This window comes from Cohnella laeviribosi DSM 21336, assembly GCF_000378425.1.
Taxonomy (GTDB): domain Bacteria; phylum Bacillota; class Bacilli; order Paenibacillales; family Paenibacillaceae; genus Cohnella; species Cohnella laeviribosi.
This window is the reverse complement of sequence record NZ_KB899840.1, coordinates 19,482-40,487: the sequence shown is the minus strand read 5'-3', so window position 1 is coordinate 40,487 and position 21,006 is coordinate 19,482. Positions and strand designations below refer to the sequence as shown.

Genomic DNA, 21,006 nt, shown 5'->3' with positions numbered 1-21,006 from the left:
TCCCCTCGTTGCGGCTTTTAGGAATCGATTCCCCTAACCACCGACCCGCGTCTATTCGGCATCGCCAAGCGCGCACCTTACCGCTCACGAACCATGCGGTTCGTCAAGGCGCCCAGCTTTTCGATCTGAACGGTGACGATATCGCCTTCCTGCAGATAGACTTGCTTCTCCGGAGGATAGCCGAGCACGACGCCCTCCGGCGTGCCCGTCAAAATAACGTCGCCTGGCTCCAGCGTCATATGGCGCGAAATGTAGCTGACGAGCTCGCCGCAATGGAAGATCATGTCCGACGTATTCGAGTTCTGACGCACTTCGCCGTTGACGATGCAGCGGATGCCAAGTCCGTTCGGATTACCCACCTCGTCGGCCGTCACCAGATAGGGACCGAGCGGCAGGAACTTGTCGCATGTTTTGCCCAGCAGCCACTGCGGCGTCCGCATTTGCAAATCCCGCGCCGAAAGATCGTTCGCATTGCAATAACCGAACACATAGTCCAGCGCCTGCTCCTTGCCGACGTTTTTGGCGGTTTTGCCCATCACAATCGCAAGCTCCGCTTCATAGTCGACCTTCTCCGAGACGGCCGGCAGCGGGATGTCTTCGCCATGTCCGGCTAGCGCATTGTTGAACTTGCTGAACAGAATCGGATATTCGGGAATGGGGGCGTTCGTTTCCTCGGCGTGCTTGCGGTAGTTCAGGCCGACACAGACGATTTTGCCCGGATGGGGGACGCACGGCCCCAGCGTCAGATCGGCTTCCTTCAGCCAGCCGTCTTCGGCCTGCTCCGCGATCGCTTGCAACGCGGAAACGGCTTGCGGTCCGCCTTCGATCGCTTCATGCAGCCGGGTCGGCGCCCGGCGCCGCCCTTGGCCTACAGCGCTTTCGACATCCAACACGCCGCGGTCCGTTCGGATTCCAAGCGCGTAATGCCCGTCTTTCAGAAAAGTCAGCAGCTTCATATCCCGTTGCCTCCTAAAGTTCGATCCGCTTCCATGTTTTCGATCCCGCCACGGCTTTCTCCTGCTCCTTAAGCTTTAAGGAACGCTGAAGTGCTGCGGGGGCCGGCGGTTTCCGCCTCACGGGTAAAGGGTCGATACCGACAAAAAAAATGACTCCCGACGAATGCGGGAATCATCTCCCGGCCACTCAAGCCATGCGTACGCTTTCTTTAAAAGGTCCGCGTAAGGGGGGCGGTTCAATGAGAGCGACGGTCCTCAGTCCGATGACCTTTCCGTTACAGCAACTTTAAGATGCGCTGCTCCTCCGGCGTGAACACGCGCGAGCGCGTCAGAAATCGCTTGCCCTCGGGCCCTTCCAGAGAGAACATGCCTCCCCGTCCGGGAACGACGTCAATGATGAGCTGCGTAAACTTCCAATATTCATACTGCGACTTGCTCATGTAGAAAGGTGCGCCGCCGATCTCTCCCATATGAACATCGCTGTCCCCTACCATAAACTCTCCCAACGGATAACACATGGGCGAGCTTCCGTCGCAGCAGCCTCCCGATTGATGAAACATGACCGGACCGTACTTTGCCGTCAGAAACGCGATCAGCTCCAGCGCAGCGTCCGTCGCGACGACCTTGCGAACCGGTTCGTCCTCCCTGGCCATTCGCAGGCCCCCTTTAGAAAAGGCCAAGCGCGTTCGGACTGTAGCTGACGAGAAGATTTTTGGTCTGCTGATAATGATCCAGCATCATGAGATGGTTCTCGCGTCCGATTCCCGAGGATTTATACCCGCCGAAAGCGGCATGGGCCGGATAGGCATGGTAGCAGTTGGTCCAGACGCGGCCGGCTTCGATCCGGCGGCCGACGCGGTAAGCGGTTCGGATATCGCGCGTCCACACGCCCGCTCCCAGTCCATAAAGCGTGTCGTTGGCGATGGCGATCGCTTCCTCCTGGTCCTTGAACGTCGTGACCGCAACGACCGGACCGAAGATTTCCTCTTGGAAAATCCGCATCTTGTTGTGCCCTTTCAAAACCGTAGGCTTGATATAAAAGCCGTTCGCCAGCTCGCCGGACAATTCGGCCCGTTCTCCGCCAATCAGGCATTCCGCGCCTTCCTGCTTGCCGATGTCGATATAGCTTAATATTTTCTCCATTTGTTCGGTAGACACCTGGGCGCCGATCATCGTGGACGGGTCCAGCGGATTGCCCTGCTTGATCGCCGCCACCCGCTTCAATGCCCGCTCTATAAATTCGTCATAGATCGATTCCTGAATCAACGCGCGGGACGGACAGGTGCACACCTCTCCCTGATTCAACGCAAACAGCGTGAACCCTTCCAGCGCCTTATCAAAGAATTCATCATCCTTAGCCAAAATATCCTCGAAAAAGATATTGGGAGATTTGCCGCCCAGTTCAAGCGTCACCGGAATGAGATTTTGCGAGGCGTATTGCATAATCAGACGGCCCGTTGTCGTCTCCCCCGTAAACGCGATTTTGGCGATCCGGCTGCTGGACGCCAGCGGCTTTCCGGCTTCCAGCCCGAATCCGTTTACAACGTTCACGACGCCGGGAGGCAGCAGATCCCCGATCAGCTCGATTAATACCAAAATCGAGGCCGGCGTTTGCTCCGCCGGCTTCAGCACGACGCAATTGCCGGCCGCGAGCGCGGGAGCCAGCTTCCACGTCGCCATGAGCAGCGGGAAGTTCCATGGAATAATCTGACCGACGACCCCCAGCGGCTCGTGAAAATGGTACGCCACCGTATCGTCGTCGATTTGGCTGATCGATCCCTCCTGCGCCCGAATACAGCCGGCAAAATAACGGAAGTGATCGATCGCAAGCGGCAAATCCGCTGCCAGCGTCTCCCGGATGGGCTTGCCGTTATCCCAGGTTTCGGCGACCGCAAGCGCTTCCAGGTTCTGCTCGATGCGATCGGCGATCCGGTTCAGGATAACCGCCCTTTCGGCGGCGGAAGTGCGCCCCCAGGCCGCTTTCGCCGCATGCGCCGCATCCAGCGCCAGTTCGATATCCTCCGATGTCGAACGGGGAACCTCGCAGAAAACCTCGTTGTTCACGGGCGATACGTTGTCAAAGTATTGTCCCCGAACCGGCGGAACCCATTTGCCTCCGATATAATTCTCATAGCGCTTCTTGAATGTGACCTTCGAGCCGTTTTGTCCGGGCGGAACATAGACCATAAACAATCCTCCTTTATCGTCATTGCTATGATCTTATTCCTTCCGTCGTCCGAAAAGTACAAGGCCGGACCGATTCTCGGCGCCGAAGGGAACACGCCGGCAGCACCGTCCCGCCGCGGCCGCCGGACGGCTATTTCCGGATCGGGACCGGGCTCTCGCCGGTGCGCCAGATGTGGAAAGTCTCCCACAGTCCTTCGGTAAGCTCCTGCAGCTCCCAGATCGTGTTGCCGAGCATCCTTGCCGCGATGCCCGCCGAACCGGCCAGACGGCTGGCGCCCGCCAGAAGCCCGGAATACGCGTCCATCCGCTGTCTGATCGCCGCCAGCAAAGCTTCGTCGGCCGAGGTGTGGATCATCCATACGGTGGCGGCATGCGTGTAATGCTCGAAGGCGCCGGAGGCCTGCAGCCGGTCCTTTCCGGGCTCCGCCGCAAACCGGTCGCAGGCGGCCAACTCGCCGCCCACGTAAATATCGGTGAAGGAAGCGTAAGAGAGGTATTGAAACGTTTCTCCCCGGGCGGTTCGTCCGGGCGTGAGCAGGTCCGCATAGAACAAACTGGCACCCGAAGTAAGGCGGAATTCGGTGTGCGCGCGGTATCGGCTGTTCCGGAAAGGGATGAGCGGCTCCGGCATGTAGTCGAGATGGGCGCCTTCGGCCAGGTCGGCCCGCATGTTCACGGTTGCGCCCCGGAAAGGGCTCGGGTGAATTTTCGTAAACGACTGGTTGGTCAAATAAACGCGCGCGCCGGGCTTGAGCAGGAAGCGGTACTCGTACGCGTCCCCGTCCAGCATGCCCGGCGAACAGTCCATCATGCAGACGTACAAACCGGTTCCACCGGGCAGGGTATGCGTTTTGGAGATTTTCAAGGGTGCCGCCTGCCGGCGTTCGGTCATGACCGTTTTTCCGTTGGCCAACGCAAACGTGCCTTGAATGAAAGCCGTTCCCTCACGATACGGCATGGCTGTGGCTGTGCGGATGCATAGGGCTGATCTTGCGGTCTCCGTCGTGACCGGGATGATGGACGTCGGCATGGCCGTGATCGTGACGGCTGTCCGTGCCCGCGAATTCGTGCTCGATCCAGTGCGCGATCGCCTCGAGCCCCTCGCCCGACATCAGGTTGGCGAGCACATAAGGCCGGGTGCCGCGCATCCGCTCCGTATCTTCGCGCATGACCTGCAAGTTCGCGCCGACGTGAGGCGCCAGGTCGATTTTGTTGATAATGAGCAGATCGGACCGCATGATGCCGGGACCGCCTTTGCGGGGAATCTTTTCGCCCTGCGCGACGTCGATGATGTAAATAAACCGGTCGACCAGCTCGGGGCTGAACGCCGCCGCCAAATTGTCGCCTCCGCTTTCGATAAAGATCATCTGCAGGTCCGGGAACCGTCCCGTCAGCTCCTCCACCGCTTCGAAATTCATCGACGCGTCCTCCCGAATCGCCGTGTGCGGGCAGCCGCCGGTCTCCACCCCGATAATGCGGTCTTCGGGCAGCGCTTCCGCCCGGTTCAGAATGAGCGCGTCTTCTTTCGTATAGATATCGTTGGTGATGACGGCAAGGCTGTACCGGTCGCGCAGCCGTTTCGACAGCTTCTCCACCAGCGCCGTTTTGCCGGAACCGACCGGCCCTCCGATGCCGATGCGCATCGGCCGGTCCCGCTCGATGGACGGCGTTTCCCATTGGTCATGCGAATGATTGGCTCCTTGGCACATTGCAAATCCCTCCATGATTTAAAATTTGGCTGTTCGATTGTTCCGCGTCAGGACATGAACAGCCTGGAATAAAGCGTTTCGTGCTTCATGGCGTAAATTTCCTGGGCGAACGCGAAGGAGCGGATCGGCGGCAAGGCCGGCGCATCCTCCAAGGCGTCCGGAACATGGCGAGCCAGCCAGCGGTCCCATTCCGCCGCGATGACCGGAATACACCGGGCAATCACCGCCTGGCCTTCGGTCTGCCCGATGGACATGAGCCGAATCGCGCCGTTTACGAGCGTGGAGACGGAAGCGTACAAATACCCGCGCACCGCGTCGTCCCCCGGGACCCCAAGATGCCAGACGATCCAGGCGTGCACGACGGGCAGCGTACAGCCGCCGCTCCGCTCCGTCAGCCGCTTCAGCTCGCCGATCCGCATCTTTGGGTACAGCGTTTCCGCCAGCTTGAGCAGCCGCTTGCCCATCTTCGCCGTTCCGTCCCGGGATTCCCTCGCGCCGCGCTGGACATACACGATCCGGTCGGTTTCGGCCACAGCGTCCGGATTGCCCCGTTCCAGCGCCGCATACACCCGATAGACGGCGCAGCCGTCAACCGGCACGAGGCTGTGTTGCAGTGCATCCTCTATGTAGGTCTGCAAATCCGCCAACGTCTTAATCCGCCCGCTCTGCACACACGTCTCCAATCCGAACGAATGGGCGAACGCACCGATCGGCAAAGCCGAGTCCAGCATCTGAATATAGCTGAGCAGCCGCGTTCCGGAAAGCTTCGCCTCCGTCACTCCCGTCGCCTCCTTCGCTAGAACAAGCGGTCAGAACAGAAAATACCGCTGCGCCATCGGCAGCACCGCCGCCGGCTCGCAAGTTGCCGGCTCGCCGTCCACGGTCACGGTGTACGTCTCCGGATCGACCCGGATGTCAGGCGTCGCGTCGTTATGGATCATCGCTTTCTTGCCGATGTTCCGGCATCCTTTCACCGTCTCGATCCGCCGCCTCAGCCCGAGCTGCTGCGGCACGCCGCGCTCGAGCGCCGCCTGCGAGACGAACGTGATCGATGACGCCTGCGCGGCCGGACCGAAGGCGCCGAACATCGGCCGCCCGGTCACCGGCTGCGGCGTCGGAATGGAGGCGTTGGCGTCGCCCATCTGCGCGTAGGCGATCATGCCTCCCTTCAGCACCAGCTCCGGCTTGACTCCGAAAAAGGCGGGTTTCCACAGCACGAGATCCGCCCATTTGCCCGGCTCGATCGAGCCGACCACGTGCGAGATGCCGTGCGCAATGGCAGGGTTGATTGTATACTTGGCGATGTACCGCTTGATCCGGAAGTTGTCGCCGGGTTCGGCCGCGCCCGATTCGGAGCGCAGGATGCCGCGCTGGCGCTTCATCTTGTCGGCGGTCTGCCACGTCCGGATGATGACTTCGCCGACCCGTCCCATCGCTTGCGAGTCGGAAGAGATGATGCTGAACACGCCCATGTCGTGCAGGATATCCTCCGCGGCGATCGTCTCCGGTCGGATGCGGGAATCGGCGAACGCCACGTCTTCGGGAATCGAGCTGTCGAGGTGGTGGCACACCATCAGCATGTCGAGGTGCTCCTCGATCGTATTGACCGTAAAAGGACGGGTCGGGTTCGTGGAAGAAGGAATGACGTTCGCCTCCCCCGCCGCGCGGATAATGTCGGGAGCATGCCCGCCCCCCGCGCCTTCGGTGTGATAGGTGTGAATCGTCCTTCCCTTGATCGCGGCCAGCGTATCCTCCAGAAACCCGCCTTCGTTAAGCGTGTCCGTATGGATCGCCACCTGCACGTCGTAGCGGTCCGCTACCGACAGGCAGTTGTCGATCGCCGCCGGCGTGCTGCCCCAGTCTTCGTGCAGCTTTAGGCCGATCGCGCCGGCTTCGATCTGCTCCTCCAGCGGCCGGGGGAAGCTGGCGTTGCCTTTGCCGAGAAAGCCGAGGTTGACCGGGAAAGCCTCGGCCGCCAGCAGCATGCGCCCGATATGCCACGGGCCGGGCGTGCAGGTGGTGGCGTTCGTTCCGGTGGCGGGCCCGGTTCCGCCGCCGATCATCGTCGTGACGCCGGAAGCGAGCGCCGTTTCGATCTGCTGCGGGCAGATGAAATGAATGTGCGTGTCGATGCCGCCCGCCGTCACGATCATTCCTTCCCCGGCAATCGCCTCGGTGGACGCGCCGATCACCATGTCGGGACGGACGCCGTCCATCGTGTCGGGGTTTCCGGCTTTGCCGACCCCGACGATCCGGCCGCCGCGGATGCCGATATCCCCCTTGACGATGCCCCAATGGTCGATGACGAGCGCGTTCGTAATGACGGTGTCCAGCACCCGATAGCCGTTTTCTTCCCCGTCGCGAACCGCGCCCGAAGATTGGCCCATTCCGTCCCGGATCACTTTCCCGCCGCCGAACTTGCACTCGTCCCCGTAGACGGTATAATCCCGCTCCACTACCGCCCACAGATCCGTATCGGCCAGCCGTACCGCGTCTCCTGCCGTCGGGCCGAACATCGAAGCGTACTGTTCCCGGGTCATGTTTGCCATCAGCCGTTCCCCTCCCAACTGCCGAGAATGCCGTTCAGCCGCTTCGGGTCCGGCTTCGGATCGAGCGGACCGGACACCAGGCCGGCGAAGCCGTAGACGCGCCGATTCCCGCCGAAATCGGTCAGGACGACCGGCTTCTCCTCGCCGGGCTCGAAGCGCACCGCCGTTCCGGCCGGAATGTCGAGCCTCATGCCGTAAGCGGCCGCCCGGTCGAACGCCAGCGCGCGGTTCGTCTCGAAGAAGTGGAAGTGCGATCCGACCTGCACCGGACGGTCTCCCCGGTTGGTGACGAGCAGGCGGATTTGCCGGCGCCCTTCGTTGATGGCGATCGTCCCTTCCTTCGTTCGGTACTCTCCCGGTATCATGCGTCTCCCCCTATCGAATCGGCTCGTGCACGGTGACCAGCTTCGTTCCGTCCGGGAACGTCGCCTCCACCTGCACCTCCGTGATCATCTCCGGGACGCCTTCCATGCAGTCCTCCCGGCGCAAAATTTCGCCCCCGGCGCTCATGAGCGCGGACACGCTCATCCCGTCGCGGGCCCGCTCCATCAATTCCGCCGTCAGCAGAGCGAGCGCTTCGGGAACATTCAGTTTGAGCCCCCGTTCCTTGCGACGCCGGGCCAGATCGGCGGCAACCGTAATCAGCAGCTTTTCCTTTTCCCTCTCGGTGAAGCGCATGGAAACCTCCTTCTCGCCAATGGTATTGTGTAATTATTTGTAACATAAATTACGAGTAATGAAAATCATTTTTTGTTTTTACCGCAATATCTTTCTAAATTTATTACATTATTCGTTATTTTATTCGAATTTTCACCAATGGAAAAAGCCGTATTCCGTGTTATATGTTATATTTATTGACATACATTTTTTTCTTGCCTATAATACGCTCAACGATTGTTGTTCCGCACATAACCGCACATAACAGAGAGCGGATCGGACAATGTTCGTATTTTTGAGAACAAAAAAAGGAGTGGGCGCGGTTGAAGAAAGGCATGTTTCATGGGGCGGCGGCTTTCATTCTGATCCTCTCGGTCGTTCTGGCCGGCTGTGCGCAGAAAGCAAACGAAAGCGGGTCCGGCAGTCCGGCCGCCGCATCAAGCGGAGGCTCGCCGGCGGCGTCGCCGTCCGGGTCGGGGAGCGCATCGGAATCGGGAGATACGATCAAGGTCGGCATCCTGCATTCCTTGAGCGGCACGATGGCGATCAGCGAAGTGTCCGTCAAGGAGGCGGAAGAGCTGGCGATCGAAGAAATCAACGCGAAAGGCGGCGTGCTCGGCAAAAAAATCGAGGCGATTGTCGAAGACGGCGCTTCCGACTGGCCGACGTTCGCCGAGAAAGCGCGCAAGCTGCTCTCGCAGGATAAAGCGGCCGCCGTATTCGGAGGCTGGACATCGGCAAGCCGCAAAGCGATGCTCCCGGTGTTCGAGGAGCTTAACGGACTGCTCTGGTACCCCGTTCAGTACGAAGGGCTCGAATCGTCCAAAAACATTTTCTACACCGGCGCCACCACGAACCAGCAAATCGTTCCGTCCGTCACGTGGCTGCTTCAGAACAAAGGAACGAAATTTTTCCTGCTCGGCTCCGACTACGTCTTCCCCCGCACGGCGAACAAAATCATCAAAGCCCAGCTTGCGGCCGAAGGCGGACAGACGGTCGGCGAAGAATATACCCCGCTCGGGCACACCGAATTCAGCACCGTCATTTCCAAAATCAAAGCGGCCAAACCCGACGTCATCTACAACACGCTGAACGGGGACAGCAACGTCGCGTTCTTCAAGCAGCTGAAAGACGCGGGCATTACGGCCAAGGACATTCCGGTCATGTCCGTCAGTGTGGCCGAAGAGGAAATCAAAGGGATCGGCGCCGACGTGCTGGCCGGCCATTACGCGGCATGGAACTATTATCAGACGACCGACACGCCGGAAAATAAAACATTCGTGGCCGCTTACAAGGAGAAATACGGTCAGGACCGGGTAACGGCCGACCCGATCGAGGCCGGTTACAACGCGGTGTACCTGTGGGCGGCGGCCGTCGAGAAAGCAGGTTCCACCGACGTGGACAAAGTGCGCGAAGCCGCCAAGGGGATCGAATTCAACGCCCCGGAAGGGAAAGTGACGATCGACGGAGAGACGCAGCACCTTTACAAAAAGGTCCGGATCGGCGAAGTGCAGCCGGACGGGCAATTCAAGGAAGTCTGGTCGACGCCAGATCCGGTGAAGCCCGATCCGTACCTCAAAGGCTACGATTGGGCCCAAGGGCTCGGCAACGGAGGCTGATTTTGCCGCGCGGAAGCTTGCCGGAAGCGGCAGACCGGCCACCCGGCCGGCTGCCGTTTCATGATTACGACCGGCAGGAAGGAGAATGAGGAAGATGGAAGCGTTCGCCTTGCAATTGTTCAACGGCTTAAGCGCCGGTTCCATCCTGCTGTTGATCGCGCTGGGCCTTGCCGTCACGTTCGGGCTCATGAACGTCATTAATATGGCGCACGGAGAGCTCATGATGGCCGGCGCCTACGCGGCGTATATCACTCAGAACCTGTTCAAGGACTATTTGCCCGCCTCCTGGTTCGACAGCTACTTTATCTTGGCGCTTCTAGTATCTTTCGTTGTGTCGGCGCTGATCGGGCTTGTTCTGGAAACGGCGCTCATCCGCTTCCTGTACGGCAGGCCGTTGGACAGCCTGCTCGCCACATGGGGCGTCGGCATGATGCTTCAGCAACTGGCCAGATCCGTGTTCGGAGCGCCGAACGTGGCCGTCATCAGCCCCTCCTGGCTCGATGGAGGGTGGCAGGCAGCCGGCGGCGTTTTGCTGCCTTACAAACGATTGTTCATCATCGCGCTCGTCGCCGTCGTCCTTGCCGGCATGTATCTGTATATTTACCGGAGCGCGGAAGGCCGGCGGATGCGGGCCGTGATGCAGAACCGGGACATGGCCGCCTGCCTCGGCATCTCCACCCGGCGCGTCGACGCCCTCACCTTCGCGCTCGGCTCCGGCATCGCCGGCATCGCTGGCTGCGCGCTGACGCTGATGGGACCGATCGGGCCGTCGCTCGGCACGTACTACATCGTCGACGCCTTTATGGTCGTCGTGATGGGCGGCGTCGGAAAGCTGATCGGCACGTTCGCGGGAGCGCTCGGCATCGGCCTGGCCAACACCTTGTTCGAAGCGTGGACGAACGCCTCGCTCGGCAAAGTGCTCGTGTTCGCGTGCGTCGTGGCGTTTCTGCAATGGAAACCGATGGGGCTGGCGGCCATGCGAACCCGTTCGCTCGACTAAGAAAAGAGGAGGTGCGACATGTACCCGAAAATTCGAGCGTTGCCCCGGCCGCTGCTGCTCGCCGGATACGCGGCCGTCCTCGTCCTGCTGCTGGCCGCACCGTTTGTCCTTTCGGACTTCCGCTTGAACCTGTTGTCGAAGTTTTTGGCGTTTGCCGTTTTGGCCGTCGGTCTGGACCTAATCTGGGGCTACACCGGCATTCTCAGCCTCGGTCAGGGAGTATTTTTCGGACTCGGCGCCTACTGCATGGCGATGTACCTGAAGCTGGAGGCGAGCGGCGGACGGCTTCCCGACTTTATGGAATGGAGCGGCTTGACGCATCTTCCCTGGTTCTGGGTGCCGTTTCAACATCTGGGGTTCGCCTTGCTGATGGCCGTGCTGCTTCCGGTGCTGCTGGCGTTCGCGCTCGGCTTTTTCACCTTCCGCAACCGGATTCGCGGCACTTACTTTTCGATTCTGACCCAGGCGCTCGTCATCATCGCGGTCACCCTGATCGTCGGCCAGCAGGCGTACACCGGCGGGACGAACGGCATCACGGGGTTTCGGTCGCTGCTCGGCTATTCGCTGTCCGATCCCATTATGAAAACGTACCTGTATTTCATCACGGCCGGCGTCCTCGTCCTCGTCCTGCTGCTGTCGCGCTGGCTCGTCGGCACCCGGTTCGCCCGCGTGCTGGAGGCGATTCGCGACGGAGAGAACCGCGTCCGGTTCATCGGTTACGACCCGGCCGCCTACAAAATGTTCGTATTCTGCCTGTCCGCCGCGTTCGCCGGCCTGGCGGGCGTCCTGTTCGTCCTGCACGTCGGCATCATTTCGCCTTCCATGATCGGCATCGTCCCCTCCATCGAAATGGTGCTGTGGGTGGCGATCGGCGGCCGGGGCACGCTGATCGGCGCGGCAATCGGCGCCATCGCGATGAACGGGGCCAAAAGCTCGCTCAGCGAAATGTACCCCGAATTCTGGCCGCTGCTGCTCGGAGGATTGTTTGTCGTTGTCGTCGTCTTCCTGCCGGGCGGATTGATGGGTCTGATCGGCCGGACCGGCGCATTTTTCCGGAAGAAGGTGTCCGCTTATGAAACCCAGCCTCGTGCTGTCCTTGGAAAAAGTAACCGTCAGCTTTGACGGCTTCCATGCGGTGAAAGAGATGGACTTTTCCTTAACCGAAGGGGAGCTGCGCTTCCTGATCGGCCCGAACGGGGCCGGCAAGACGACGCTGCTCGACGCGATCTGCGGCAAAGTAAAGCCCGCTTCGGGCAAAATCCTCTATTACCCGGAGCATCGGGCGGAGCCGATTGATATTGCCCGCAAAGAGGAGCATCGGATCGCGGAGCTCGGCATCGGCCGCAAATTCCAGGCGCCGTCCGTGTTCTCCAATCTGACGGTTCGGGACAATATGGAAATCGCGATGTCGCAAAAACGCGGGATCATGGCCGCTTTGTTCGCCAAGACGACCGCGGAACAGCGGGAGATGATCGAACGCGAGCTGGAACTGATCGGCCTCGCCGACAAGGCATCGTGGCGTGCCGGCAGCCTGTCGCACGGGGAGAAGCAGTGGCTTGAAATCGGGATGATGCTGATCCAGGGACCTCGCGTACTGCTGCTCGACGAGCCGGTGGCGGGGATGACCGACCGGGAGACGGACAAAACGGGCGAACTGCTGCAGGAAATCGCGAAAAAAAGAACGGTGGTCATCGTGGAGCACGATATGGAGTTCGTCCGGAAATTTTCCAGCCGGGTGACCGTCATGCACGAAGGCTCCCTGCTCGCGGAGGGCACCATCGAGGAAGTGCGCGCGGACGCCCGGGTGGCGGAAGTCTATCTCGGCAAGAAGGCGGTGTAACATGCTCAACGTCGAACATCTCGTCTCCGGGTACGGGGAAAGCATTGTGCTGCGGGGCGTCAACCTCGAAGTGCCGGCCGGCAAAGTGGTCTGTCTCATGGGGCGCAACGGCACCGGCAAGACGACCTTGGTGAAGACGCTGATGGGGATCATCCGCGCGCGGGAAGGCCGCATCCGCTTCGAAGGCAAGGATCTCACCCGCTCCGCTCCCGGCGCCCGGGCCCGTCAAGGCATCGGCTATGTGCCGCAGGGAAGGGAAATTTTCGCGCAGCTCAGCGTCAGGGACAATCTGCTGCTAGGGCTTGAAGCGGCCCGGGACGGCAGACGGGACGTTCCCGAAGAAGCCGTCGCCCGCTTCCCGGCGCTGAAGGAAATGATGAACCGCCGGGGCGGCGATCTGAGCGGCGGACAGCAGCAGCAGCTCGCTTTCGCGCGGGCGCTCGCCGCAAGCCCGAAGCTGCTCGTGCTGGACGAACCGACCGAAGGGATTCAGCCGTCGATCGTCAGCGACATCCAGGACGTCATCCGCGAGCTGAAAGCGGCGGGAACGATGGCGATTCTGCTGGTGGAACAAAGCTTCGAGTTTGCCAAAAGCGTAGCGGACTATTTCTGCATCATGGAGAAAGGCGTCATCGTCGCTTCCGGAACCGTCGACGAATTGGACGAGGAAGCGGCGGGACGGCATTTGGCGGTATAGCTGGGAACGACTAACTTCCTTTCCTAAACGCAATTTCTACTTGTTCAACCATCTCCATGATCAAATAGCGGAAATGACGGTCAAATTGTAAACGTCAAGAAACAAAGCCCAGGCATGCCTCTCGCTTGGGCTTTGTCAGGTTAAGTTATAGGTAAATGCGACTCTGAAATTGTTTTCCCATTACGAGCGACACTCAGCACTCCACATGCACCGTATGCCGGAACGTAGCCTATTGACCAACATTTATCCTGAGCCTTGATTGATCATATCCGCGTGCTGTCCGTCGTCCGAAACGTCCAAATCGAATGAAGCACGTAGTTAAAAACCGGAACGGCAATAAGCGACACGGATTGTCCGAAAAGATAGCCGTAGTTCAATAAATGGACGGCGACGTACATCAAGCCCGAATTCAACAACAGGCCGCCGACGGACACGAGGACATAACGAACCCATCTGCCGGCGATCCCCGCCGAATGCGCACGAATGGAAAACGTCCAGTAAAGATTCAGGTAAAAGGAAAGGATCACCGTGGCGATAAATCCGATCGATGTGGCATAGACGGGTTCGGTCCCGAACCCTTCGACCAGTCCGATGAGAATCCCCCAATGGACGAGCGTGCCGACGACCCCGACCACGGCGTACTTGATCAATTTTCGCATATTCAGCAAACGGTTATTGCCGCTCATGGCCTTCTCCTACGGTCGTGCTGATCAAATAGCGGGGACGTCTTTTGATTTCATTGTAAATCGCCGCGATATATTCACCGATTATGCCCAAACTGACCATGATGATGCTTCCGATAATCAATTGAAGCAAGATGACGGTCGTAAAACCGGTAACCGCGCTGCCGGTGATTTTTCGAAACAACGTCTGTCCGCCCAGCAAAACCGCACCCAGCAAAAAGAAGACGCCGAAAATACTCACGGCCCGCAGCGGAAGCGAGGAGAAGGAGATGATCGCCCCGACCGCAAGCTTGATCAAAGCATATAAACTCCACCTGCTGGGTCCGTTGATCCGCTCCATGACGTCGAATTCGATCTTGACCCGGCGATAACCCATCCATTGCGTCATTCCCCGGAAAAAGGTATTGATCTCCGGCATCGTCTGCCAAGCCTGCAACACTTTGCGGTCGAGCAATTTAAAGTCGGTGGCGCCTCTCAGATCGTGGCCCGTAATGAGGCTCAGCAATCTGTAAAACAACCGGGAACCCGCCGCCTTCAACACCGTTTCCGATCCCCGCGTTTTCTTGACGCATTCCACAATCTCCGCTCCGTTGCGCCATTCCGCGACCATGGAGGCGAGCAGATCGGGAGGATGCTGCATGTCGGCGTCCATGACGATAACCGCGTCGCCCCTGGCGTGCTCCAGACCGGCGCAGATTGCGGCTTCTTTCCCGTAATTGCGGCTTAGGAGGATGCCCCGGATGCGAGGGTCGGCTTCCGAGACATGGCGGATGACCTCCCATGTCGAATCCGACGAGCCGTCGTCGACGATGATCACCTCGTAGGAATCCGAAACCGAAGATAGATGCTCGGTTACGGCGCCGACCGTCCGGGATATTCCGTCCGACTCATTATATGCGGGAATCACGACACTGATTTCGGGACGGCTTCGATCCATTGAGCCTTTGCTCATGTGTTTCCACCTCTATTCCGGCTGCTTTCGGGTTCGATGATTTTGTACAACCGCCAGTTTCCGTTTGCGTACTCCTGCACCAACTGCGCCCAATCGGCTCCGTGCTGGAACAGGTTCGGGTACACGGAATTGATGGTGCTTCGGGGCGCCCCGGGCGACGGCTTGGGGAGCAGGATGTAGTCCACGCCGTGCCGCCACGGCTCCGACATGGATTTTCGGAACGTACGGTCGCTCGTAATGAGAAAGCGTTTCGGATACTTGGTGTTTACGATAATCGTGTAGGCGCTCGCGGAATCCATCATGATCGTTTTGTCGGGATAATGCTTGTCCAGGTCTTTGGCGATCTGCTTTTCCTGCTTCTGCGTTTCATAGTAGAGACCCAAAGTAAGGGTCGTATGTTCATCCGGGGCGATCTCCGGATCGGAAATGGCATAACCGAGCACGCCGGCGCTCATGACCATGGCCGCCATGGCAATCGAAACCATGGTTTTTTTATATTTCGTTTTGCTGATTTCATACGGAATCCAGGCGACGGTAAGCGGGAGCACATACATGAAATACCGAAACCAGGCGAAGCTGGCTCCCTTCAGCAACATGAGCCATTGAAGCGCCGGAATGCTCGCGAACAGCAGGATCAGGATCAGCATGTCCCAGCGGAACAACCGTTTTTCCATCAGACGGATCAGACACACCAGCAAAAACGGAATGGAAAAATAAGATGTTTTTTGGACGACGAGGCTCAACGATTTTAACGGGCTGGCGAACAATTCGGCAAAACGCTGGTCTTCGCTCAGCGGAGAAGCCTGCGCAAGATTGGAATACTCCGAGTTCAGGAAATACAACGAGTTGTCCATAATAATGTAATTGAAACCGATCCACATCAGCCCGGAATAAACGGCGGGCGCCAACAAAATGCACCAGGTCCCTTCGATGACGCGAAAACGGTATCGGATGCCTCCCTGCAGTTGGCTGTAGCTTCTCATAAAAAGGATGGCAACCACGCTGCCGGCTGCCACCGCGACGCCGAGGGGAACCGCTTCGTAACGGGTCCAGAAGGCCATCGCCATGCTGAATCCCGCCTTGATCAAATGCCCCGGCTCGTCATTGTCCAACCAGAACAGAAATTGGATAATCATGTAAATGAGAAAAAAGTTAAAAGGAGCGTCGCTTAGCCCTGTAAATCCAAAATAAAAAATCAAGGGATTGAAAGCATACAACAGGGAAAAGGCAAGACTCGGCCCTTTCCCCAACCCGAAACGGCATCCCGCATAAAACAAGTACGACGAGGTCGCCGCGGCAAACAGGGAGCTCATCAGCACGCCTGCGACTCCCGCAGATGCAAGCGCCGGAATAAGCGGACTGAACACCAGGAACGCGAGTTCGACCATGCTCGGCAGAGGCGGCCAAACGAAACCGATCGCCGCCAAATGCGGATCGCGGCTGAACAGGACATAGTATGCGTTGGCCACACGGCTCATCGCATCCAAGTGCATGTAGCCAAGAACATAACTGTAATAGAAGCCAACGGCGAATTCCGCCGCAAATACGCCCAGGAACAAGAGCGCCGCCATCTTCTTTTCCGTCACATTGCCGCCTCCTTGCCGGTCGATCCCGCGTATTCCTCGGCAAAGCCGTGCTCGGTTTTTTCCCAGTAAGACGGTTTGGTGATCAATTGCCATAACGCTTTGACGGCCGCAACGCTCATCAGCCCCCAATAAATCGGAGTCGACAGCGCATACTTCACGAGACCGTACGAGAAGGTTTGGTCATTCTTTTTGTGCATTTCGTTGATGATCCAATACATCCCCGCCGCGTTATTGAACACGAAGAAAAAATTGCCCACCAGCAATCCGACGGAAGCCATATAATAGATCGGTCCCGGAAAAAACAGGGGCACAAAGCCCGCTTTCCAGCCGAACCACAATCCAAGCATGATCCAGAACAACGGATTCAGCAAAGGCAAAACCGGGGTCGCCAACACCATCACCTGAAAGCCGATGAATCCGTTCCTGCCCAGTTCCTTCCACAAACGGACGGGGTTTCGCATATGAACCAGCCACGTTTGCATGTAGCCTTTAATCCAGCGGGAGCGTTGGCGAATCCAGTTGCCGACCCTGCTGTTTGCTTCTTCCCATGTGCGCGAGTCGATGATCCCCGTTTTGTAGCCTTTTTTGTACAGGCGTATCCCCAGATCCGCGTCTTCCGTCACATTGAACGGATCCCAGGCATTGATCGACTTCAACGCCTTCATTTTGAAATGGTTGGAGGTTCCTCCAAGCGGAATCGGGATATCGAGCTGCATGACCCCGGGAAGCAGCAGTTCAAACCAGACGCTGTATTCCGTCGTAAACCATCGGGTCAACAAATTCTGCTCGCTGTTGAAATAGTTCAATTTGGCCTGAATGCAGACCACGTTCTCAGGCATCTTGCTGAAGGCGAGATGCACTTTCTTTAACTGATCCGGATCCGGCCGATCTTCCGCATCGAAGATGACGACATACTCGCCGCGGGCATGGATCAACCCGTAATTGCATGCTTTCGGCTTCGTTTTCGGGTAGCTGTCCGGAACCACGATAATGGAATAATATGGGGGGAGGTTCATCGAATGCAGCACTTCCAGCGCTTCGGTATCGTCTTCCTCAATCAGCAGCCTGACATCCAGCTTTGCCTTCGGATAATCCAACCTTTCTATATTTTTCATTAATGTGGGAATGACCTTGCTTTCCTTATACATCGGTACAAGGATGGTATAAACCGGGAGTTCGCGTTCATCAAGCTTGTCCAACTCTTCCGGGGAAATGCGGATTTGCGCCGATTTTTGCGCCCCCTTCAAGATAATGTAGAATTTGAACAGCGTCATCCCGAAATAAAAAGGCTGGATGAGGCAATTCAGGACGATCAGTGTGGCCAGCCAATTCCATGCCAGTCCCGACAGCAAACCGAAAAACAGCAGACCGAATACCAGCAGCTGGGTTCGCGTGAACGTCACGTGGGCCGAATTGTCCGGCTGCTCGGTAATGATGCTTTTAATGCTGATATCCATCAGCTCTTCATGGTAAGCCTTCTTCCAAAATTTCTCCATCTCCTGACGGGTGGCCAGCACCTGCTCGATCGGTCGGGACAAACAATCTTCGATTTTGCGGATTTGGGCATCGGACAGAGGGGTGCCGACAGCGACCAAATACCGGTTTGATCTTTCGGCAATCACCACCGCATTCATCTCCCGGGCGAGATCTACCGGAAGTTTCGGAAGCGAATCCAACTGAACGACATGCCCGATCCGGCCGATTCCCGTCTGGGTGGCAAGGGCGCGATACAGTTTCTCCGGTTCGATGAATCGAAGGGACATCAAAATATCCCCGAGCAAGCCTCCGCTTTTCCTTTGGAATTCCAATGCCTGATCCAACTGCTCCTGTGTAATGTGGCCTTGCTCCAGCAGCATTTGTCCCAGCCATTGTTTCGGCGTCTGCGTCTGCAGTACCTCCGCGAGCTGCTCGTAAGAAATGTATCCCAAATCGACAAGAAGATCCCCTAATCTCCCCCCGTAACGTTGCTGATGTTCAATGACGGCGTTCAATTGCTCTTCCGTTATGAAACCTCGGCTCAACAGCAATTCTCCGATTCTGGCCCTTTTGGGAGGCAGCCTCGTTTCAGGGGCGACATCGGAACGTTGGCTGTTTTCCCTGCGGCGCAGTTCCTCGAGAAGCTGCCTTTCCTTCTCCAGTTCTTCGTCCCTCTGTTCAAGCTCAGTCCGGAGCTGCCGATCGATCAGATGCCTGAGGCTGTTAATTTCTTCCTGTAGACGCTTCAGTCGTCTGTCCGTCTCCCGGATGTTCAGTCCCCATAATGTTTTTCGTATTTTCATGGCTTCTCCCCATGTTGCAGCTGACTCTGATCTTCGCATTCTATCGGTTAAGCCGCTCGGATAGAGCAGCCAATCTTGCCCTGATTTGTTTGCGTTCCTCGGCCAATTTACGGGATTCGCGAATCATAAGGGCTTCCAGCCTTATTTTTTCCGTTTCCAGCATCCGCTCCGCCCGCTCAACATCAGCAGGGTTATAGCCGTAAATGCTCCTTCTTATTCTCATAATCCAACCCTCCAATCCCGTAAAAAAAATAAACCGACCCCATACGATAATTGGGTCGGTTGCACTACTCGCTCCCAGCCATTCAAGTGCCCAGTTGAGAATGACTGATCATCGCTTCCACAATGATTTATTCTATAAAAATTTCGTTTACACATCCGATTTTCTAAAAAATCGCATTTCGGGTCTGTTGCGGACATGCAGGACCATAGTCATGCTTTTATTATATACGATCGAAAAGTGATTTCAATATTCTATAAAAGGAATTCAATGATCATACAAAAATTACATATATTGAACTTCATATAAAGAAGATTGGAGAAATTCCATAATATTGATTTCTTTCGCATGAGAGCATTGTAAAATTATAAACAAATTTTATGCGCGTACCGATATATGAAATGGTAAAATAGTCCTAGTTTCTTTTCCGCAAAGGAGACCTTCGAGTATCCGATTATTCTGTTCGTGAATCACGCGTTTTGATAGCCATGTATATCTAGGAGGAGGACATTCGATGCAGCGTGGTTTTAAAACCAAATTGATGCTGATCATGGGCATTTTCAGCATCGCCTTGACGCTCAGCGTATCGTTGGTGAACCAGCATCGCTGGAAGGATAATTTAATCACAAACTACATGAGAGAGGTCTCTTTGGTCGAAGACATCATCGTCAACGCGGTCTCGGATGCCGACAAAGCGTTTCAAATGCTGGATAGCGATATCGAGAAAAAGATGAAGGAATATTCGGACCGGCTGTTGGAGAAATACCGGGAAAACCCGAATGTGGCCTCATGGGATTACCAGGCGCTAAAAAATGAATTTGGCGGGATGGACGTCTACATCATCGATGACACGCAAACGATCCTTTACAGCAGTTTTGCCAAGGATATAGGATTGAATTTCCGAGAAAAAGACGGCACCTTGGGTCCATTCGCACGGATCTTGAGAGACAGGCTGAACGGAAACCAATTCGTAGCGGACGGCTTGGACCAGGAAACGAATACGGGCAAATTAAAAAAATTCAGCTACGTCCCCACGCCTGACCATAAATATTTGATCGAACTTGGCTTGTACCTGGAAGACAATCCGATTTTCAAGAGCTTTAACTTCCTTGAAGTCATCAATAAATTAAAAGAAAAATATTGTTATATCCATGACATCACCGTGTTTACCACTTCGGGAAAAGCCATCGGCAAACCGGGCGAAGATGGAAAGTCGCTCCTGGTCGCCGACGAAAACAGGCCTTTTTTCGAAAAAGCGGTCCGTGAAAAAACAATACAAGAAGTCAAAAGAACATTAAACGGCGATCCGATCACTTATCGCTATGTCCCATACACCATTCAGTTTGAAACGGATGTGGCCAAGCATACGGATCACCGAATTATTGAAATTGTTTACAACGAAAAAGAGCTGAACAACCAACTCAAGCAAAACAATCAAATCTTCTTGCTCCAACTATTGGCTACCATCGCCTGTGCCTTGATGGTCTCCTACATTATCACAAGGTTGGTTGCAAGACCTATGTACCTGGCATCCCATGATTTGCTGACGGGCCTTTCGAATCGCGCGGTTTTCGAAAATTCGCTCACGTCGAGTATTGAGAAAAACAAGAAAAAAGGAAGAAAAACCGGGTTATTGCATATCGATCTTGATAATTTTAAGAAGATCAACGATACGCTTGGACACGAAGCGGGAGATTACTTTCTCAAAGAAGTGGGCGGGAGAATCCGCTCCGTTGTTCATGATCCGGACGATATCACAGCACGTCTTGGAGGAGACGAATTCGTGGTCATCCTGAACAATATTACGGATGAAAATACAGCTTCGGAAGTTGCACTTCAACTTATTCAAGAGTTACAGCGCCCAATCGAAATTAAAGGGACGGATGTCATCAAAGACTTTAACATTACGGCATCGATCGGCATTGCGCTTGCTCCCGATCATGCTCAAGACGCGGACGAATTGTACAACTGCGCGGATCAAGCGCTCTATCACGCAAAACGCACCGGAAAAAATACATTTAGCGTGTACAGCGAAAATATTCCCGGATAGTTGAATACGGAATAGCCGGCCG

General features: G+C 56.6%; 19 protein-coding genes and 1 riboswitch. Of the genes, 6 read left to right on the top strand and 13 right to left on the bottom strand.

Annotated features, from left to right (window positions below; all coding sequences use genetic code 11):
- Positions 1-77: 77 nt before the first annotated feature.
- From F560_RS0117455 to F560_RS0117415, 9 genes are all read right to left on the bottom strand, one after another.
- The gene (locus F560_RS0117455) at positions 78-956 is read right to left on the bottom strand and encodes a fumarylacetoacetate hydrolase family protein (RefSeq protein ID WP_019007054.1); all 879 of its coding nucleotides are present in this window, start codon (positions 954-956) and stop codon (positions 78-80) included.
- A gap of 275 nt (positions 957-1,231) precedes the next feature.
- Positions 1,232-1,609 carry a DUF779 domain-containing protein gene (locus F560_RS0117450; RefSeq protein ID WP_019007053.1) on the bottom strand — a complete coding sequence of 126 codons (378 nt, stop codon included), beginning with the start codon at positions 1,607-1,609 and terminating at the stop codon, positions 1,232-1,234.
- A gap of 13 nt (positions 1,610-1,622) precedes the next feature.
- Entirely contained in the window at positions 1,623-3,143 is a 1,521-nt protein-coding gene (gene adh / locus F560_RS0117445; RefSeq protein ID WP_019007052.1) for an aldehyde dehydrogenase, read from the bottom strand.
- Between the two features lie 130 nt (positions 3,144-3,273).
- Complete coding sequence (locus tag F560_RS0117440) at positions 3,274-4,056, bottom strand: urease accessory protein UreD (RefSeq protein ID WP_211214129.1); 783 nt, start codon at positions 4,054-4,056, stop codon at positions 3,274-3,276.
- A gap of 31 nt (positions 4,057-4,087) precedes the next feature.
- Positions 4,088-4,852 carry an urease accessory protein UreG gene (ureG, locus tag F560_RS0117435; protein WP_019007050.1) on the bottom strand — a complete coding sequence of 255 codons (765 nt, stop codon included), beginning with the start codon at positions 4,850-4,852 and terminating at the stop codon, positions 4,088-4,090.
- A gap of 47 nt (positions 4,853-4,899) precedes the next feature.
- Complete coding sequence (locus tag F560_RS0117430) at positions 4,900-5,631, bottom strand: urease accessory protein UreF (protein ID WP_019007049.1); 732 nt, start codon at positions 5,629-5,631, stop codon at positions 4,900-4,902.
- A 30-nt stretch (positions 5,632-5,661) separates the two neighbouring features.
- Positions 5,662-7,401, bottom strand: a complete 1,740-nt coding sequence (gene ureC, locus F560_RS0117425) for an urease subunit alpha (protein ID WP_019007048.1) — start codon at positions 7,399-7,401, stop codon at positions 5,662-5,664.
- Entirely contained in the window at positions 7,401-7,766 is a 366-nt protein-coding gene (locus F560_RS0117420) for an urease subunit beta (protein WP_019007047.1), read from the bottom strand. The genes ureC and F560_RS0117420 overlap by 1 nt, the downstream gene beginning before the upstream one ends.
- Positions 7,767-7,776: 10 nt before the next feature.
- Positions 7,777-8,079: an urease subunit gamma gene (locus tag F560_RS0117415; protein ID WP_019007046.1), complete on the bottom strand. Its 303-nt coding sequence runs from the start codon at positions 8,077-8,079 to the stop codon at positions 7,777-7,779.
- Between the two features lie 314 nt (positions 8,080-8,393).
- Here F560_RS0117415 and urtA point away from each other — a divergent pair, with 314 nt between their 5' ends.
- The 5 genes from urtA to urtE all read left to right on the top strand — a co-directional run bounded on the left by urtA (position 8,394) and on the right by urtE (position 13,214).
- Entirely contained in the window at positions 8,394-9,677 is a 1,284-nt protein-coding gene (gene urtA, locus F560_RS0117410; protein ID WP_156829037.1) for an urea ABC transporter substrate-binding protein, read from the top strand.
- A gap of 94 nt (positions 9,678-9,771) precedes the next feature.
- Positions 9,772-10,677: an urea ABC transporter permease subunit UrtB gene (gene urtB, locus F560_RS0117400; RefSeq protein WP_019007044.1), complete on the top strand. Its 906-nt coding sequence runs from the start codon at positions 9,772-9,774 to the stop codon at positions 10,675-10,677.
- An 18-nt stretch (positions 10,678-10,695) separates the two neighbouring features.
- Positions 10,696-11,799 (top strand): urea ABC transporter permease subunit UrtC, encoded by a 1,104-nt coding sequence (urtC, locus tag F560_RS0117395; protein ID WP_019007043.1) that lies wholly within the window; start codon positions 10,696-10,698, stop codon positions 11,797-11,799.
- Positions 11,750-12,517 carry an urea ABC transporter ATP-binding protein UrtD gene (urtD, locus tag F560_RS0117390; RefSeq protein ID WP_019007042.1) on the top strand — a complete coding sequence of 256 codons (768 nt, stop codon included), beginning with the start codon at positions 11,750-11,752 and terminating at the stop codon, positions 12,515-12,517. Before urtC ends, urtD begins: the two co-directional genes overlap by 50 nt.
- Position 12,518: 1 nt before the next feature.
- Complete coding sequence (gene urtE / locus F560_RS0117385; protein ID WP_019007041.1) at positions 12,519-13,214, top strand: urea ABC transporter ATP-binding subunit UrtE; 696 nt, start codon at positions 12,519-12,521, stop codon at positions 13,212-13,214.
- 263 nt (positions 13,215-13,477) lie between these two features.
- Here the strand turns inward: urtE and F560_RS0117380 are convergent, their stop codons facing one another.
- Genes F560_RS0117380 through F560_RS0117365 form a run of 4 tightly spaced genes read right to left on the bottom strand, consistent with a single transcriptional unit; the run spans position 13,478 to position 18,714 of the window.
- Positions 13,478-13,900 carry a GtrA family protein gene (locus tag F560_RS0117380; protein ID WP_019007040.1) on the bottom strand — a complete coding sequence of 141 codons (423 nt, stop codon included), beginning with the start codon at positions 13,898-13,900 and terminating at the stop codon, positions 13,478-13,480.
- Complete coding sequence (locus F560_RS0117375) at positions 13,887-14,849, bottom strand: glycosyltransferase family 2 protein (RefSeq protein WP_019007039.1); 963 nt, start codon at positions 14,847-14,849, stop codon at positions 13,887-13,889. Before F560_RS0117375 ends, F560_RS0117380 begins: the two co-directional genes overlap by 14 nt.
- Complete coding sequence (locus tag F560_RS0117370) at positions 14,846-16,420, bottom strand: ArnT family glycosyltransferase (RefSeq protein WP_033396352.1); 1,575 nt, start codon at positions 16,418-16,420, stop codon at positions 14,846-14,848. The genes F560_RS0117375 and F560_RS0117370 overlap by 4 nt, the downstream gene beginning before the upstream one ends.
- Before the next feature lie 11 nt (positions 16,421-16,431).
- The gene (locus F560_RS0117365; protein ID WP_026298359.1) at positions 16,432-18,714 is read right to left on the bottom strand and encodes a cyclic di-GMP-binding domain-containing protein, MshE-related; all 2,283 of its coding nucleotides are present in this window, start codon (positions 18,712-18,714) and stop codon (positions 16,432-16,434) included.
- A gap of 268 nt (positions 18,715-18,982) precedes the next feature.
- Positions 18,983-19,065: riboswitch (cyclic di-GMP riboswitch) on the bottom strand.
- Positions 19,066-19,448: 383 nt separating this feature from the next.
- Here F560_RS0117365 and F560_RS0117355 point away from each other — a divergent pair.
- On the top strand, positions 19,449-20,984 hold the full coding sequence (locus F560_RS0117355; protein WP_019007034.1) for a GGDEF domain-containing protein: 1,536 nt from the start codon (positions 19,449-19,451) through the stop codon (positions 20,982-20,984).
- The last annotated feature ends 22 nt before the right edge of the window (positions 20,985-21,006 follow it).